Genomic DNA, 16,325 nt, shown 5'->3' on the forward strand with positions numbered 1-16,325 from the left:
TGTTGACAAACCGGAAATACGGTACTATAATATTGCCGATAGTAATTCTGCACAGATGTATATAATTTTGTGATTAATGCTCAATAAAGTATGCGGCTAAAGGAAATTAATAATATGAAAAGAGGAGAGAAAATGAAACAATCAACCAAGAAACTGACAGCGCTGTTTCTGTCGATGTGCATGGCGGCGTCGGTTCTGACGACTGCGTCTGTTTCGTCGGTAAGCGCGGCGGAAACGGAAAGCGCCGTCTCGTATGATGACGATTACGCGCCTGAGATTGCGGCAGACGTCACGGGCAAGACTGAGTTCGTGTATTACAACGGAGGCAGTTACTATAAATACGCGGCGGACGCGTCCGGACTGATCGCGCTTAAAGCGGACACGGACAACGATTTTTCCTTTAATGTTTACGATGAAGAGTTTAATAGTTATGATTGTATGACAACGGGTAACATCTACACCGTGGGTAACATCTACACCGTATTCAAGGCTGAAGCGGGTAAAACTTATTACTTTGAATCGCCCTATACGGAAGAGGACCGCACCTGTAAAATCATCAGACTTGACCCCGTTCAGGTAAATGTTAAGGAGTGGGTAAGCGCTGAGGTTACGGAGGATACCGATATCCTTGCTTACACCTTCAATTCCGGAGATATTGAGGAAGGCAGCGTGATTTTACATGATAACAGCGACGCTTATGTAGGTGTATATGACGAGAACTGTCGATCTGTCGACTACTGCAGAGGAACAAATAAAACCTATTATTTTTTTATTGTGCCATACGGGGTTGGCGGCACTGTCCGGTTTATGTTTGACGACGCATGCGTGCTTCATACCGGAGCAGAAAATCTGCGCCATGTGAGCAGTCGGGAAACTGCATTTTATTACGACGCCGAGCAGGATATGGAAGCCGCGGTCGAGGTTTATTACGGTGGCGCTGTCTCTTTTACTCTGACCGATTCCGCCGATCGGGTTTTGGGTACGGCACAGATCGATGACGGATTCAATTTTATCGAATTCAGCGCAAAAAAAGGGGAGCGTTATTATCTTAAAGCTGAAATAGATAATATAGGCATGTATGATTTTATCAACGTCACTGTAAATTACGTAAAGGACGTCAAACCCGGCGTTGAGTTCAGTGCGGGAAGCGAAAGCGACACTATATACCGTCTGGTTCCCGAAAAAGATTTTGTAATGACGCTTACGGGCGATGCGGAACACCTATACTGTAACCTGTTTGATGCTGAAATAAAATTTTTTAAAAGACTGCCGGCGTATCTTGAAGCGGGCAAAACTTATTATCTGTTCTTTTATTTTGACGGTAATTACACGGTACAGGAGAATAATACCGAAATCAAGGTCGGTGAAACAGTGAAGCTGGAACAGGTCGGCAGCGGGAACGTTCCGCTTGTTTTTAAACCCGTGAAGGACGTCAGCGTGCGCTTTTTCGCAAGCAGAGACGGTGAGCCGGGCGCTGCGACGCATGACGAGGCTGTGTCCACATTTATATCCACAGCTGATGACTCTCCGATCACATTAATAGATCTGAACCGGAACTATGATCCGTTCCGGGATTTTAACTGCTGCTTCAGGGCGGAGGCTGGAAAAACCTATGTTTTGAGTCCGGAGGTCTACGGCGACCCGGTCGACTGCTCGGTTACTCTGGAGGAGTGCTCGCCGTATGTGATCGAAAACGGAGTGCTCATGGGTGATTTATCGGGAGAGACCGAGGTCAATATTCCCTCTCACTACAATCCTCCGTACGACCCCGAAAATCCCGGCGCTTATCTTGACAAGGACGCCGAGGGAGCTCTCGAGGTGACTGAGATCTTTGAAACCGCGTACAGCGTCAGCGATATCGTAAGCGTCAAGTTGCCCGATACAGTAAAGAAAATCGGCGAATACGCGTTCACCAATTGCACCAAGCTCACCGACGTCAGCCTGAGCGAGAGCCTTGAGGTGATCGGCGATCACGCGTTTTCGTGCAGCTCGGTCACAAGCATAAAAATCCCGGACAGCGTAACCGAGATCGGTGACGGCGCGTTTTACCTCTGCGCGATGCTCGATGAGGTCAAGCTTCCGTCGAAAATCGAAAAAATCAATGGTTATACATTCTGCGACTGCACCTCGCTTAAAAAAATCGAGATCCCGGACAGCGTGACCGAGATCGGCGAAGACGCGTTTAAGGGCTGCAAGACGCTTGATAAAATCGAGATCCCGGAAACGGTAAAGAAAATAGGCTATAGCGCCTTCAGGGGCTGCGAGTCGCTCAAGGAGGTCACCGTTCCCAAGAGCGTGACCTCGATCGGCGAGGACGCGTTAGGATATTCAGACGAATGGAACGATGATGAAAACGCAAGGGGTTACAAAAAGTACGACGGCTTCACGATCAAGGGCTGCAGGGGAACCGAGGCTGAGCGTTACGCGAATGACAACGGATTTACGTTTGTTGCGCTCGACGACGGGCCGAATCCCACCGTGTACGGCGACGCGAACGGCGACGGCGAGATAGACATAAGCGACGTTACTGCTATCCAGAAGTACGCCGCGGCATATAAAAAGTTCAATGCGGCGCAGCTCAAGTACGCCGATGTGAACAAGGACGGCGCGGTCGACATCAACGACGCAACCGCTGCCCAGAAGTACATCGCAGGAATAATCAAATCTTTCGATTAAAACACAAAAGGCAGGCTTTCCATAGCCTGCCTTGAATTGTCTGAGGCGGCTGTGAGGGGTATGAAAGAGCGCCTTTGGACAATATATACAAATCGGCGGTCAAAACTTTGGAGGGTGCCAAAAGGGATAATGCTAAAAAAGAAAAATAGATTTTTTCTCTTAAATTATAATATAAATGTATAGTCATATTCAGATTATAAGGAGGAGAATATATGGCACATATGAAGAAAATTCTTGCTCTGCTGTTGGCGGCTTGCGTTTTCTGCACGGTGGGCATTTTTGCCGCGACCGCTGCGGAGACCGACGACGCGGGCGAGGAAGTAGGCGCTGCTGTCGGAATCACGGTTCACTATATCTGTGAAGACGGCAAGCCTTCAATCTACTACTGGAACAGCCTGCCCCAGAACAAGGAGACAAGCTATCCGGGACCTGCGATGATTGATGAAGGCAACAACTACTACAAGTACACCTTCAGCACCGAGAGCAAAATCAACTTCCTTTTCGTTGTAGACGGAAAGCAGTCTGAAGAGCTCACCCGCAACGCAGGCGAATGGTGGTACAAGAACAGCCGCTGGTATGACCACGACCCCGATGATATAGTCACATGGGATCGCACCGACCTGCGCGAGGATTCGATCTACTTCGTTATCACCACCCGTTTCTACGACGGCGACAAGGGCAACAACGTTCACTGCTGGGACGACCAGAAGGCGAACAACTCGACTCCGACCCCGCCTGGAGAGGCGACTTCAAGGGTCTGATCGACAAGCTCGACTACCTCAAGGCGCTGGGCTTCTCCGCAATCTGGATCACTCCTGTTGTTGAGAACGCTTCGGGCTACGACTACCACGGCTATCACGCGCTCGACTTCTCAAAGGTCGACCCGCGCTACGAGAGCTCAGGCGCTACATACCAGGATCTTATCAACGCCGCTCACAACAAGGGCATGAAGATCGTACAGGACGTTGTATGGAACCACACAGGCAACTGGGGTGAAGCGTTCCTTTGCCCGATTTTCAAGAAGAACTACAGCAAGGATCTGTCCACCGCGGACTGCATGGAGATCATTCCCGGCAGCGAGATGGCGACAGGCTATCCGAACTACGCGAGCCTGCCCCCGGGCGAGCAGTTCCAGGCGCGTCTTGACGTAATGCAGGCGACCAAGAATCCCAAGTACAACTCAAAGGGCTACTATCACGATCCCGAGAACGCCGGTTGGGGACAGGCGACCGAGCAGACAGGCTCCATCGAGGGCGACTGCCGCGACGTCAACACCGAGAACCAGCCTGTAGCTGATTACATCAAGGAAGCGTACACCCAGTATGTAAACATGGGCGTTGACGCGTTCCGTCTTGACACAGAGAAGCACATAAACCGCTGGACGCTCAACAGCGCGTACTTCCCGCACTTCACAGGCGGCCAGTACAAGAACTTCTACATCTTCGGCGAGGTCTGCGCACGCTGGAGCGAGTTCATCAACGAGGGCGGCGCGTCCGACTCCTGCTTCTTCTACACATGGAAGGAAACCGACAGCAAGTGGATCGGCAACTTCAGCACAACTCCGTTCACCGACTCCACATGGAACGTAACCTACGTTGACTCCCACGACTACTCTCCCGACTTCTGCCAGAAGGTACGCTACATCGGCGGCGAGCAGGCATGGGCTGAGAACATGGATCTCATGTGGACATTCCGCGGAATTCCGTGTATCTACTACGGCTCCGAGATCGAGTTCCAGAAGGGCGCCGAAATCGACGTCGGCCCCAACGCTCCTCTGAGCAAGACAGGCCGTGCTTACTTCGGCGACAACATCGAGGGCAGCGTAACAGCTACCGACTTCGGTAAGTACACAGGCGCGAGCGGCGCGGTTGCGACAACACTCAACAAGCCTCTCGCAAAGCACCTCCAGCAGCTCAACCAGATCAGACGCGCTGTACCCGCTCTCCAGAAGGGTCAGTACACAACCTCTAACGTATCGGGCGGCAACATGGCGTTCACACGCCGCTACACCGCTAACGGCGTAGACAGCCTTGCGTGCGTAGCCATCTCCGGCGGCAGACTCAGCGTTCCCTCCATCGGCAAGGGCAACATGAGAGTATATGTATGCTGCGCAGGCGGCTTCAAGGGCATCAGCGGCAAGATTGGCGAAAACGGCACATATCTCAAGTAATTAAAGGCATAAAAGAAAGGCTTGACTTCGGTCAAGCCTTTTTTAGTTGGCAGTATTACGTAGTGACAGCCCTTGCGGCTGTCTTTCAAAATTGCAGTTGTTCTGCAAATTTGAAGGGGAGCCCACAAGGAGCTCCCCTACGGATTAATCTAAAGTTTGAGTTTGGATTTATTTGATTCAGTACAAAGGTATGACAGGGACAGCTGCATTTTTCGCAAACGCAAACGTCTGACCCGCCGTTCATGATACCAATAATGCAGATGAACATTTAAAAAGGCGGAGAATCAATATCCGAAACGGTCGAAGAATCTGACGCCCTGATAGCTGAGAATGAAGTTCTGGCTCTCGTGGAAGGCGCTCTTGACCATGTAGGGGTTGTACATATAGAGCATGCGGTGCTGAACCGCGCTGCCGTCGTCGTCAAAGATGTAGCGCACAGCCTGAACGCACTCGTCGCTGGTGCCGCTGGTGGTGCTGCCGTCGTAGCGGCAGTACTTGATAACGTCCTCGACCGTGGAATAGCCGTCAAAGCACATCGCGTCTCTGACGCACTGGGCGATCATCGCGGCTCCGATAAATCCGCCCGAGCCGAATTCGCCGTAGCAGAGCCTCTCGAGCAGGTCACGATCCTCATCGGTGAGCGAAATGTGGTAGCAGGAGTAGGTGTAGTCGGGGTTGTCGATGGCTACGAGATAACCCGCGTCCCACTGAGCCTGATAGTCGGCAGGAGTATCGGGCGCGATTGCGGTGGCGAAGGGTACGGTGCCGTCGGGAGCCGTCGAGCTCGGCGTGGTCGTGCTTGGCTTTGTGGTCGTGTTTTCCTTTTCGGTTGTCTTTGTTGCTGCAGCCGCTGTCGTTTTGGGAACCGAGGTTGCCGGCGGTGTGTTGACGGAGTCCGCCGTCGCGCGCGCTGTGGGGTAGATGTTCGAGGCAGGCAGCGCGGCAGCCTCACCGTCGCCTGCCTTCCACAGACCGCCCGTCAGCATGACCACCGTTCCGATGACGGCGAGAGCAAGCACGGTTGCGGAAATCATCACGACCTTCTTGTGGTTCTTGAAAAACCCGGATAATTTATTCATTCTTTCACCTTGAATTCTGATAATGTGTTCCTATTATAGCACAAGCTTGCGCGGATTTCAAGGGGAGATAGTTGGCAGACATGCTCCGCTATTTAAAAGAGAAACGTCCCGTCTCATCGGAAACGGGACGTGGTGCAATTAGGATTTTCGGTAGGCTGACGGTGTTTTGCCGAAGTGCAGCTTGAACGCACGGTTGAAGTTCGAGAGGTTGTTGAAGCCCGAGAGCGCTGCGATTTCGATAATCGGGCTGTCCGAGGTCATCAGCAGCATCGCCGCGCGGTTCAGACGAAGCTCGTTGACATATCCCACGAAGGTGGTGTCCATAAGCTCCTTGAAGAGGTGCGATACATAGTAGCGGCTGATTCCTGTCGCGGCGGCAACCTCGTCGAGAGAGAGGCCGTCGATGTAGTGCTCGTCAATGTAGTTCGTGACTCTCTGCAGAGCGCGGTACTTCTTGCTCTTGCTCTCGGCGTCGACAATGCGGACGTACTTGTTGGCAAAGAGCTCGTAGAACGCCTCGTACATCTTGCCGTAGACAAGCAGCTGGAAGAAGTCAGGCTTCTCGAACTCAGCCTTCTTGGCAATCGAGATGCAGTTCAGAATGCGGCTGTGCGGAGCTTCAATCGGAGAAATCTTCGCGTAGCTGGTGCAGTTGCCGTTGATCAGCGCGCGGATAATGCTCTGCGGCAGGTAGTCCTGCGTCACGGCTGCAGGGTTTGTGAAATTAATGGTGATAACACTAATTTCGGCTTCATACTTGGTCAGCTTGTACCTTGTGTTGGGCGATATGAAGTAGATATCGTCCTGATTCAGTTGTGTTGCTCCGTCGGCGGTTTCCAGCGTGACAGTGCCATGCTTTATGTGACCGAACAACGCCTCATGATGTGAGATGCTCTTCTCAACGCGAGGCATGGTTCCGCACACGACTCTGAACGCCGAGTTGGATGCCGAAGTTGCATTCAGCAGTTCAATACTCATGAGAAATCCCCCAAAATTTGTTCAAGTAATGTGCTGTGTAAACTTATCCTATTGTACAATCATTCTATCAAATAAATGGTATTTTGTCAATGTTTTTTTGCCATAAAGATAAAAAATTGACATAAAAGCAAGAAATGACCATTAATGCCCAGATGATACCGCCAATATCTTGTTAGAAAAAGCAATTTTCGCATATTCGGGAGAAATAATTCTTATCTTGTTTTCCATTCCGAAGAGCCACGCGTAGAATTGGGGGCTTAAAATAAGACGTAAATTGACAGTAAAAGTTTTGTCGCTCTCGGGTGAGATGATGATATCCGTGCCGAAGCGGTCGACGATAACGCCGATCTTGTCGTTGTCGACGGAGAGCCTTACGTCGGCTTCCTCGCCGCCGAACATCGAGAAAACCGCCTTTGCGTACTGAGCGGGGTTGAAGGCGTCGATGATATCGTTGTGTTCGCGCGGTGCGGCGAGCTGTTCGATACGCTCCATCTTGTCGACGCGGAAGTGCTTGATGATCCCCGCGGCGCTGTCAAAGGCGATGAGGTAATAGTTCTCGTCGTCCCAGCAGAGCGCGAGCGGAGATACCGCATACGGCTCGTCCTTTTTGGGCACCTTTTTGATTCTCTCGGGCGAGGTGAAGTCGACCTCGTACTTGTAGTAGATAAAGCTGATCTGCCTGTCGGCGGAGATGGCGTTGTGAAGAATGTCGACGCTGTAGTATATCTTCTCGTTGACGCTCTTGACGCGGTTCGTGACAAAGACCTGCCGCCGAAGCTGTTTTGCGTCGTTTTCGCTTACGAGGTGCGAGAGCTTGTCGATAAGCTCAAGGCTCTTTTTGCGCGTAATGAACTTCGAGCTCTGAATCGCGTCGACGAGGAGCTTGAGCTCGGCGAGCTGGAAGTCGCGGTTGCCGACGTAGTAGCGCACGGTGTTGGTGCGGATAGTGCAGATATCGAGTCCGCAGCCGCCGAGCAGCTCGAGGTCGTCGTAGAGCGTCTTGCGGTCGGCGTGGATATCGTAGGCGGCGAGCGCTTCCTTGAGCTCATTAACGGTCATTGCGTGGGCGTCGTCGGTTTTTTCGAGAAGGATTTTCTGCAGGTAGAGCAGCTTCTTTTTCTGGTTAGCGCTTTTGGGCATGGTTCCACCTCAGCTGATGACGATGTATTTGTGTACTTCCTCGAGCACGATGAACAGCGCAGCTGTGCTCGCCATCGCGCGGATATAGTCGCGCTCATTGTCCTCGCCGAGGAGCAGCTTGACGGCGTACGCGTCGGTTTCGCTGCAAATCCCGAGGAATACAAGTCCGACGGGTTTTTCGGAGGTTCCGCCCGAGGGCCCCGCGATTCCCGTAACGCTGACGGTGATGTCCGCGCCCGAGAGCTTTTTGACGCCCTCAGCCATCTGTATCGCGGTTTCGGCTGATACTGCGCCGAGTATGCTCAGCGTGTCGTGCCGAACACCGAGCAGCTTTTCTTTTATTTCGTTCGCGTAGGAGCATACGCCGCAGTCAAATACCTCGCTTGCACCGCTGACGCGCGTGATTCTTTCGCTTATCAGGCCGCCAGTGCAGCTCTCGGCGGTCGCGACCTTGAGATTTTTCTCGCGGAGCCTTTCGACCACCTCAAATTCGACCTTGTCAGGCTCGAGCCCGTTCTTTTTGAGCAGAGCCATGATGTCGGCATATGTCAATGTTACCATAGCAGTCACCTCTCTGATTATTTTAGCACGATATATTTAATATTGCAATTATTTTTGATTTGGAGTATTATATTTATATACTATAGAACGGAGTAATGCGTATGGCATGGTTTTTCTCCGGGGGCGGGGTGCCTTCGGACGTCTATCAGTTTGACGGCGAGAACGCAAAGCACATCAGGGTTCTGCGGCTTCGTCAGGGCGAAGAGGTGACGATCGTCACACCCTCGGGCGAACAGTGCGAGGCGGTGATGGAGAACGTCTCGGGCGACTGCGTGACAGCGCGCATAATTTCGCGAAAAAGGTGCGAGAACGAGCCGGACGTGTTCGTGACGCTCTATCAGGCGCTTCCGAAGGGCGACAAGATGGACTACATCGTCCGTAAGTGCGTCGAGCTCGGAGTCAGCCGTATCGTGCCCGTGCTCAGCGCGAGGTGCGTGTCGCGTCCCGACGAGAAGTCAATGCGCAAGAAGCGCGAGAGGTGGCAGAAAATCGCCTTGCAGGCGGCAATGCAGAGCCGCCGCGGAATTATACCGCAGGTCGGCGAGTGTGTGTCATTCGCGCAGGCGGTGGAGCAGTCGGCTGAGAACGGGCGGAACATATTTTTCTACGAGCTCGGCGGCGAGAGCGTGAAGGAGATCCTCAGCGAAAAGCCGGAGAGCGTCGGAATGTTCATCGGCAGCGAGGGCGGCTTTGAGGAGAGCGAGGCGGAGCTCGCGGTGCAGAGCGGAGCAGTCGCGGCGACCTTGGGCAGGCGTATCCTCCGCGCGGAGACAGCGCCTTTGGCGGCTCTCTCGATAATCATGTACCAGACGGATAATTTTTCATAGAGATCAAGGAGTAGGAAATGATTGGTATTATCTGCGCAATGCAGCTCGAGGCAGACGGAATCGTCGCGCTCTCGGAGAACGTAAAAGAAGAAATCATCGGCGGAATGAAGTTCTATACCGCCGCTCTGCACGGCAGAGAGTTCGTTGTCGTCGTATGCGGCGAGGGCAAGGTCAACGCCGCGATGTGTACGGCGACGCTTATCCGCGAATACAGCCCGAGCCTGATCATCAACAGCGGCGTCGCGGGCGCGCTCTCGCCGATCGTCAGCGTAGGCGACCTTGTTGTCGGCAGCAAGGCGGTCGAGCACGACATGAACGGCACCGCCCTCGGCTACAAGCAGGGCGAGGTCAACCTCCCCGGTCAGGGAATGTGCACGTATTTTGACTGCGACAAGGCAGCCGCGACAAGGCTCGCGGTGATCTGTAAGGAGCTGCCCGGCACTCGCGTCGCTCAGGGCATAATCGCGAGCGGCGACGTATTCATTTCGGACAGAAAGAAACGCCTTCTGCTCAACGACCGCTTCGGCGCGGTCGCGTGTGAGATGGAAGGCGCGGCTATCGGACACGTCTGCCGCTGCTTCGGGGTTCCGTTCGCGATACTCAGGGCGATCTCGGACGACCTCGACGAGAACAAGGGCATGGACTTCGTGAAGTTCTGCCGCCTCGCCGCCGACAAGACGGTCAAGGTGCTGGACAAGTTCCTGCTGCAAACTGCCGAATAAAAAAATCCCTTCCGCCGAGGAAGGGATTTTTATTTTATTCCGCCGTGATGACCTCGTACTCTCTGACGTTGAGGACGGTTTCGCCGTCGATCTGGAGCGCGACGGGTCTGTCGAACGCTACCTTGACGCGGTTGCTGACGAAGGTCTTGACGATTTTTGTCTTGTTGACGTGCTCGCCCTTGAAGATTGACGGAAAGGCGGCGAGCGTTCCTATTTTGCCCTTGCCGTACATAACCATAGTAGTGACTGTTCTCTGCGTGTTGAGTCGGTCCTGGTCGGGAGTCGCCATCATGCCGCCGCCGTAGAACCTGCCGTTCATCGTGGGAGCGAGCCACGCCTTGTCAAAAACATGGGTCTCGCCGTTGACGGTGATCGTCGCGCGGGTGGGCTTGTAGTGGAAGAGCAGTCCCTTGATCGCGATGGAGGTGTAGTTGATCGGCTTGTCGCCCGCCTTTGTGCGCTGACGGTCGCCTTCTTCGCAGCAGTAGCCGTCGATTCCGTAGCCGATGCCGTTGATGAATTTCTTTGTCATGCCGTTGACGATGACGGACGGCAGCCTGACGAGGTAATCGTTGATCAGCGCGGGGCCGTCCTCGGCGCTCTTGCCGATGTCGGTCCAGAAGTCGTTGCCGCTGCCCGTGGGGTAATAGTAGACGCGGTTCTCGATGGAGTCGCAGTCGATTTCGTTGACGAGGAAATTCAGCGTGCCGTCGCCGCCGCAGACAACGACCTCGTCGTCGGGCGAGATGCTGTCGAACAGCTCCTGATAGGTGTCGAACTCATTGACCTCCTTGTAAACAAGCTCCTTCTGCGTCCAGATCTCCTTGATCCTGAACGCGCCCTTGGCGCCCTGATCGTTGTTGGACTTTTTGTTGTAGATAACGTAGGTTTTCATAATTGTTCGCCTCACAGATTTTTATTCATGATCCCGGCGACCCTCTCGCCGATTGCGGTCGTTTTCATACCCTTTATCTCCTCGGCAGACAGCACCCCGAGAACGTCGAGCTCGACATGGCTGCGGTGGAGAGGAAAGTTCTTCTGGATCTCATACGTGCCCTTCGCGGTCATGACCACGATCGGGACGTTCGCCTTCTGGGCGATCTTGAACATCGCTCCGTGGAAGGGCAGCAGACCCTCGTCGTAGTTTCGCCTGCCCTCGGGATAAACGGCGACGTTGACCTCGCCGCGCTTGAGCAGATCGGCGGCGCGGTTGACGGTTTTCATGGCGTTGCGCGGATTCTCGCGGTCGATCGCCATGAACAGGCAGCGGTGGATAATCCTTCCGTAGACCGGCACCTTGAAGTTCTCGGGCTTCGAGATGAACGAGAGCTGTTCCTTTCCGAAGGCGTACCATGTCAGTATCGGGTCGAACTTCGAGCGGTGGTTGCACACGAGCAGGTACCTTGTATCCTTCGGCAGAAGCTCTCTGCCCGTGACCTTGACGCGGATACGAATGAGCTTTGCCGCGACGGCGGTGGAGTTCGTCAGCAGGAAGCGGAAGAATTTGCTGTCGTGCTCGTACTCCTTATTCATGTCGACGAATAGCCCGACGATGAAGAGAAAGATGAAATAAAGCGGACAGAACGCGAGCACAGCGATAACTATCCAGAAAATGATCCAAAAAATAACGGTTCCCATAATTTACATTCCTTATAATAAGATACTATAATTATATACAAAAATCGACCGAACGTCAACGATTTCCACAAATAAATACGTTTTTTGAGTGCGGAAAAATACGGAATAACGACAAAAACAAAAGGCGTTGCCGCGGGCATTTGTACTTTTTTTATGAAATTTCGGAATCGTGAAAAGACTTGCGCCGCAGATGTTGAAAACACCCTCAAATAGTGTTAAAATAACAGTGAGCAATGTACCAATCAGCACAATTGCTCCATAAATTTTTTAAAACAAAATAATAGTAATTTGCATGAAGCTCAAAGAACCGTTGCTGTACTGGCTCAAGCCCGGCAAGATCCAGCCGATCAACTACACGCTCTTTATCCTGATACTCGTCGGCAGCTCGATCGTGCGCTACCGCGTCGGGGTCAACAGCCTTAATCAGAAGCTCCGCGTCGAGGAGCTCAACGGCGCGCTCGAGGATATAGCCAACCACGACAGCCTTACCCATCTTTATAACAGGCATTCGCTCAGCCGCATGATACCGTCCTATGTGGGCGCGGATATCTGCCTTAGGGAATACTCGACCGACAAGGGCAGACCCGAGCTGAGCTTTGCCTACGGCTTTGTCAGACTGACAGCCGCAGACCTCAGCGCCGTTCACGAGGCGATCTCGAGGGCGGATAAGCTGCTGTATGAGAATAAGAAAAACGCACGCGTTCAGCGTGCGTTTTTGCTTTTAATATACGATTACGGGCGTGCCGTATGAGGTGCGCTCATAGAGGATCTTTACCTTGTCATAAGGCGTGTTGACGCAGCCGTGAGAGCCGTTGCCGTTGTAGATAGTGCCGCCGAAGGACGAGCGCCAGCTCGCGTCGTGGATTCCGATACCGCCGTTGAAGCCCAGCCAGAAGTTGACGAAGGACGAATATCCGGGGCCTGTGAGGGTGGTGTTGACAGCGCGTGAGCTGATGCTGTAGCGGCCTGTGGGAGTGTTGCACTCGCCGTCGTTGTTGCCTGTAACAACGTCGGTGTCGAGATACAGCTCGTTGTTCTCGTAGTACCAGAGGTGCTGCTGCGAAATGCTGATCTCAATATACGTACCGCTTCCCGCGGCGGTGGCGGCGTTATTCTTGCCCTCCGCCTTGGAAACCTCGATCTCGCAGGTGGTGTATGTGCCGCGGGCTTCCTTGTTATTGCCGAGCACATAGTACGGCTCAACGCGGAAGGTGTAGGTGTCGCCTGCGGTTAGCTTGTCGGTGATGAAGTAGTTCCTCTCGGTCGCGTCGAGGTACTCGAGGTCGCTGTCGCCGTGAGCGACATAGATGTTGTAGCCTGTAGCGTAGGTGTTGTAGTTCCAGCTCAGGTGAACTCTCGACGCCTCGCTTGTCGCGATGAGGTCGGTAGGCGCGCTCATGCCGCAGACGAGCTGGATCGTCCTGCCCTCTGAGGGGTAGTTGACGCCGTTGTACAGAGTGCGGTTCGCGCAGACCTTGTAGGTGTAGAGAACGCCTTCCTTGACGTCGTCGTCGGCGAAGGTGGTCTTGTCGGCGTCGTTTATCTCAGCGACGAGCGTGTACTTGCCGTCCTCGACGGAGCGGTAAACGCGGTAGCTGTCGGCGGTGTCGGACTTGTCCCAGCCGATCTCCATCTCGTCGGAGCTGTGCAGGGCGTGGAGGTTCGAAACCTCGCCTGCCTGGGTGGCGGTTTTCTTGACGGACTCGGGATATTCTCTCGTTTCGCCGTCGATCACGGTGTAGGGAACGATCTTGATCCAGTACTGGGTGCCGCTCTTGAGCTCACCGATAGAAACCTCTGGCTCGGTGACGTCCTTTGCCTTGACGTAGTCCTCGGAGCTGTCCCTGTCGCAGATATAGACAGAGTATCCGTCGGCGTCGTCGGCAGCGTCCCAGGAAAGGTCAATGCGGTCGGGCTCATAGCTGGTTTTTTTGATTGTGTCGATCACACCGCGCGACTGAACGGGAAGCGCGGCATTTTCGTTGAGCGAGGCGGGCGACATTTTTGCGACGTCGGCGGTCTGAGCCGGGGACGACGCGGCGGTGTCGTTCGCGACGACGAAGATGCTTACCGCGACAGCGGAAACCAGAACCACGGAGCCAAGGATCACCGAAAGGGCAATTCTTGATTTTTTCATATACCTTCCATCTCTCTCTCGTAAATTATACAAAGTTTTGGTTTTCAGATAGGCTGTTATCGATATTTAGATTATTATATATTATTTTGCCGCGGTCTGTCAATTCCCTGAGAGAATTTTTTGCGGCGAAAAGCCGCTTTTTATATGAACTGCCAATGCGTCGGGGGATTTTTGGGGGTATTTTTGACAATATGATATTTCCGGGGCAGAAACTGCACTGAAATGACCGAAAAAAGCCATGAAAATCAGCGCGTATTATATCTTGTTACAAAAAATGACAGAAGAGGCACCGGAAAATAGCAACATTGTTTTCCGAATTAACTTGTATTATATTGAAAAAGATGATATAATTGTAATGAACTAAAGGATGGCAGAACCTGATGTTCAAAACTTGCAGCATTGCCGCGTGAAGAATAAAACACAGAATGTCTTCTATAAGCAAACGCGGCGGTGCTGTTTTTCTATCTATAAGGAACGCTTAAAAAAAGGGACGACTATGAGGTATTTCATCGATTTTGAGGCGTCGCAGTTTGCCGAGGAGATAATCTCGGTGGGCTGTGTTGACGAGAGCGGACGGAGCTTCTACTCTCTGGTGCGCCCTAAAAAACCGAAAAAGGTGACTGACTTCATCACCAAGCTGACGGGCATAACGCGCGAGGAGGTTCTCTCTGCGCCCGAGGCGGACGAGGTTTTCGCCCGTTTCTACGACTGGCTCGACAAAAGCGAGGCGTTGAAGTTCTATTGCTACGGCGACTGTGACAGGCGGTTTGCGCTCAACACGGTCGTTACGGTCACGGATTTCAGCGCCCAGACGGCTCTGAGCCTGATCATCGCCAACATAGTCGACTTTTCGGTCGAGCTCAGACGGCATTTCAAGATGAAGCGTTCCATCGGACTTGCGAAGGCTGTGTCCTACTACCGCGGCGAGGAGATCGTGCAGCGGCACAACTCCCTCGACGACGCGGTATATCTGCGCGAGGTATTTTTCAGGTCGCGCAGCGAGGTCATCGACAAGTGCCCGTTTGAGGAGGAGCTTCCCTCCCCGGCGGATATCGTCCATACCGGCAAGCGCAGCGTAGTGGCTCTCCGCGACGAGTTCGAGATCACCTTTGCCTCTTGCGGCAAGGCTGCCGAGTGGCTCTCTCAGACGCAGCTCAAGAAGAAGCTCACCGTCAGGGAGAAGCAGAACATCAGCAACAAGATCTCGCTCGCAATGGAACGCGACAAGCCCTACAGCGGCTTCATCTGGCGCAGGAACAAGCAATAAAAAGAGGTTTGACAGCGGGCAAGCGCCCGCGGGCTCCTCGCGTACTATAGGTTAAATATTCAGGCAGCGTTGCATTTTCGCGGGAAGTGTTCCCGTGATAAGTAACGTTGCTTTTTTGTTGCATATCTGTTGCATTTGCAAAAATATATGCTATAATCATTAAGGTGAAATTATATGGAAAGATATCTCGACCATTTCCGCGAGGAACACATTGAAATATTACAGTCCAAGGTGCTTTTCCGCGGCATGAACCGCGACGAAATCCGCTCCTTCATCGTCCACGCAAACCCTGTCTACGTCGAGCTTTACGAAGGTCAGCGAATTCGCCTTGACCGCGAGTTCTCCCACATGATAGGGCTTGTTATCACGGGCGTGACCCACATCTACAGCGTGGGCTACGACGGCACGCGCACGCTTCTGCGCTCGCTCGGGGACGGCGAAACAAGCGGACTTCTCTGCTCGATGCTCGACTACCAGAACTCGCTTGTTGAGTTCGTCGCGTCGTCGGACGCCGAGATGATAATGTTCACGCCCGACTCTATCCGCGTTCAGGAGCTCGGCGACGTTCAGGTTCAGCACAAGATCCTCGTCAACCTCATCGCGGGTCAGAAGAACCTCTACTACGAGATGACCCAGCACCTCGCCTGCCTCTCAAAGCGCACCGTCAGGGACAAGGTCATGCGCTTTTTGTATTACTACGCCGAACGAGTGCGGTGCTACGAATTCACTGTGCCGTTCTCGCGCGAGGAGCTTGCGGATTACCTCGCGGTCGACAGAGCGTCGCTCTCGCGGACTCTCGGCGAGCTCAAAAAAGAGGGAGTTATCGACTTCAACCGCAGCCGCTTCCGGATACTCAGCACGCGGCTGTTTAAATATTGATATGAAAAATTTGGGATACGGATTACAGAAGGAAGATTTATGACAAAACGGACTTTTAAACGCGCATTTCGCGACAGCCTGCCGATACTCGCGGGCTACCTCGCTCTGGGATTCGGCTTCGGCGTGCTCCTTGAGAGCAAGGGCTACAGCTTCTGGTGGGCGATACTCATGAGCATAACCATGTTCGCGGGCTCGGGTCAGTACGCGGGCGTCGACTTTCTCGCGGGCGGCGCGACGATACTCACCACCGC

16 protein-coding genes are annotated in these 16,325 nt (G+C 53.2%); 9 read left to right on the forward strand and 7 right to left on the reverse strand.

Annotated elements, in window-relative coordinates; genetic code table 11:
* Positions 1-132 precede the first annotated feature (132 nt).
* The 3 genes from JKK62_RS08035 to JKK62_RS08040 all read left to right on the forward strand — a co-directional run bounded on the left by JKK62_RS08035 (position 133) and on the right by JKK62_RS08040 (position 4,846).
* Complete coding sequence (locus tag JKK62_RS08035) at positions 133-2,676, forward strand: leucine-rich repeat protein (protein ID WP_201427486.1); 2,544 nt, start codon at positions 133-135, stop codon at positions 2,674-2,676.
* Positions 2,677-2,888: 212 nt separating this feature from the next.
* Positions 2,889-3,437, forward strand: a complete 549-nt coding sequence (locus JKK62_RS17470) for a starch-binding protein (protein WP_243411791.1) — start codon at positions 2,889-2,891, stop codon at positions 3,435-3,437.
* Positions 3,437-4,846, forward strand: a complete 1,410-nt coding sequence (locus JKK62_RS08040; protein ID WP_436286304.1) for an alpha-amylase family glycosyl hydrolase — start codon at positions 3,437-3,439, stop codon at positions 4,844-4,846. Before JKK62_RS17470 ends, JKK62_RS08040 begins: the two co-directional genes overlap by 1 nt.
* A 284-nt stretch (positions 4,847-5,130) precedes the next feature.
* Here JKK62_RS08040 and JKK62_RS08045 read toward each other — a convergent pair whose 3' ends face one another.
* The 4 genes from JKK62_RS08045 to JKK62_RS08060 form a co-directional block, all read right to left on the reverse strand.
* Positions 5,131-5,925 (reverse strand): hypothetical protein, encoded by a 795-nt coding sequence (locus JKK62_RS08045; RefSeq protein WP_201427487.1) that lies wholly within the window; start codon positions 5,923-5,925, stop codon positions 5,131-5,133.
* A gap of 138 nt (positions 5,926-6,063) precedes the next feature.
* Positions 6,064-6,903 carry a helix-turn-helix domain-containing protein gene (locus JKK62_RS08050; protein ID WP_201427488.1) on the reverse strand — a complete coding sequence of 280 codons (840 nt, stop codon included), beginning with the start codon at positions 6,901-6,903 and terminating at the stop codon, positions 6,064-6,066.
* 141 nt (positions 6,904-7,044) lie between these two features.
* Positions 7,045-8,043, reverse strand: coding sequence for a helix-turn-helix transcriptional regulator (locus JKK62_RS08055; protein WP_201427489.1), 999 nt, complete (start codon positions 8,041-8,043; stop codon positions 7,045-7,047).
* Positions 8,044-8,052: 9 nt separating this feature from the next.
* Positions 8,053-8,604: a CinA family protein gene (locus tag JKK62_RS08060; protein WP_201427490.1), complete on the reverse strand. Its 552-nt coding sequence runs from the start codon at positions 8,602-8,604 to the stop codon at positions 8,053-8,055.
* Positions 8,605-8,705: 101 nt separating this feature from the next.
* Here JKK62_RS08060 and JKK62_RS08065 point away from each other — a divergent pair, with 101 nt between their 5' ends.
* Together JKK62_RS08065 and JKK62_RS08070 are read left to right on the forward strand one after the other, a co-directional pair.
* The gene (locus JKK62_RS08065; protein ID WP_201427491.1) at positions 8,706-9,431 is read left to right on the forward strand and encodes a 16S rRNA (uracil(1498)-N(3))-methyltransferase; all 726 of its coding nucleotides are present in this window, start codon (positions 8,706-8,708) and stop codon (positions 9,429-9,431) included.
* Between the two features lie 17 nt (positions 9,432-9,448).
* Positions 9,449-10,153, forward strand: a complete 705-nt coding sequence (locus JKK62_RS08070; protein ID WP_201427492.1) for a 5'-methylthioadenosine/adenosylhomocysteine nucleosidase — start codon at positions 9,449-9,451, stop codon at positions 10,151-10,153.
* Positions 10,154-10,187: 34 nt separating this feature from the next.
* Here the strand turns inward: JKK62_RS08070 and JKK62_RS08075 are convergent, their stop codons facing one another.
* Both JKK62_RS08075 and JKK62_RS08080 read right to left on the reverse strand, forming a co-directional pair.
* Positions 10,188-11,048 carry a diacylglycerol/lipid kinase family protein gene (locus tag JKK62_RS08075; RefSeq protein WP_201427493.1) on the reverse strand — a complete coding sequence of 287 codons (861 nt, stop codon included), beginning with the start codon at positions 11,046-11,048 and terminating at the stop codon, positions 10,188-10,190.
* 11 nt (positions 11,049-11,059) lie between these two features.
* Positions 11,060-11,791: a lysophospholipid acyltransferase family protein gene (locus JKK62_RS08080; protein WP_201427494.1), complete on the reverse strand. Its 732-nt coding sequence runs from the start codon at positions 11,789-11,791 to the stop codon at positions 11,060-11,062.
* 292 nt (positions 11,792-12,083) lie between these two features.
* Here JKK62_RS08080 and JKK62_RS08085 point away from each other — a divergent pair, with 292 nt between their 5' ends.
* Positions 12,084-12,542, forward strand: a complete 459-nt coding sequence (locus tag JKK62_RS08085; RefSeq protein WP_201427495.1) for a hypothetical protein — start codon at positions 12,084-12,086, stop codon at positions 12,540-12,542.
* Here JKK62_RS08085 and JKK62_RS08090 read toward each other — a convergent pair.
* Positions 12,513-13,928, reverse strand: a complete 1,416-nt coding sequence (locus JKK62_RS08090) for a L,D-transpeptidase family protein (RefSeq protein WP_243411792.1) — start codon at positions 13,926-13,928, stop codon at positions 12,513-12,515. The genes JKK62_RS08085 and JKK62_RS08090 overlap by 30 nt on opposite strands.
* A 496-nt stretch (positions 13,929-14,424) precedes the next feature.
* Between JKK62_RS08090 and JKK62_RS08095 the strand changes: the two genes are divergently transcribed.
* From JKK62_RS08095 to JKK62_RS08105, 3 genes are all read left to right on the forward strand, one after another.
* On the forward strand, positions 14,425-15,195 hold the full coding sequence (locus JKK62_RS08095) for a 3'-5' exonuclease (RefSeq protein ID WP_201427496.1): 771 nt from the start codon (positions 14,425-14,427) through the stop codon (positions 15,193-15,195).
* Positions 15,196-15,369: 174 nt separating this feature from the next.
* Positions 15,370-16,074 carry a Crp/Fnr family transcriptional regulator gene (locus JKK62_RS08100; RefSeq protein WP_201427497.1) on the forward strand — a complete coding sequence of 235 codons (705 nt, stop codon included), beginning with the start codon at positions 15,370-15,372 and terminating at the stop codon, positions 16,072-16,074.
* A gap of 39 nt (positions 16,075-16,113) precedes the next feature.
* A partial coding sequence (locus tag JKK62_RS08105; RefSeq protein WP_201427498.1) for an AzlC family ABC transporter permease occupies positions 16,114-16,325 on the forward strand: 212 nt, incomplete at its 3' end.

It is taken from the genome of Ruminococcus difficilis (genome assembly GCF_016680995.1).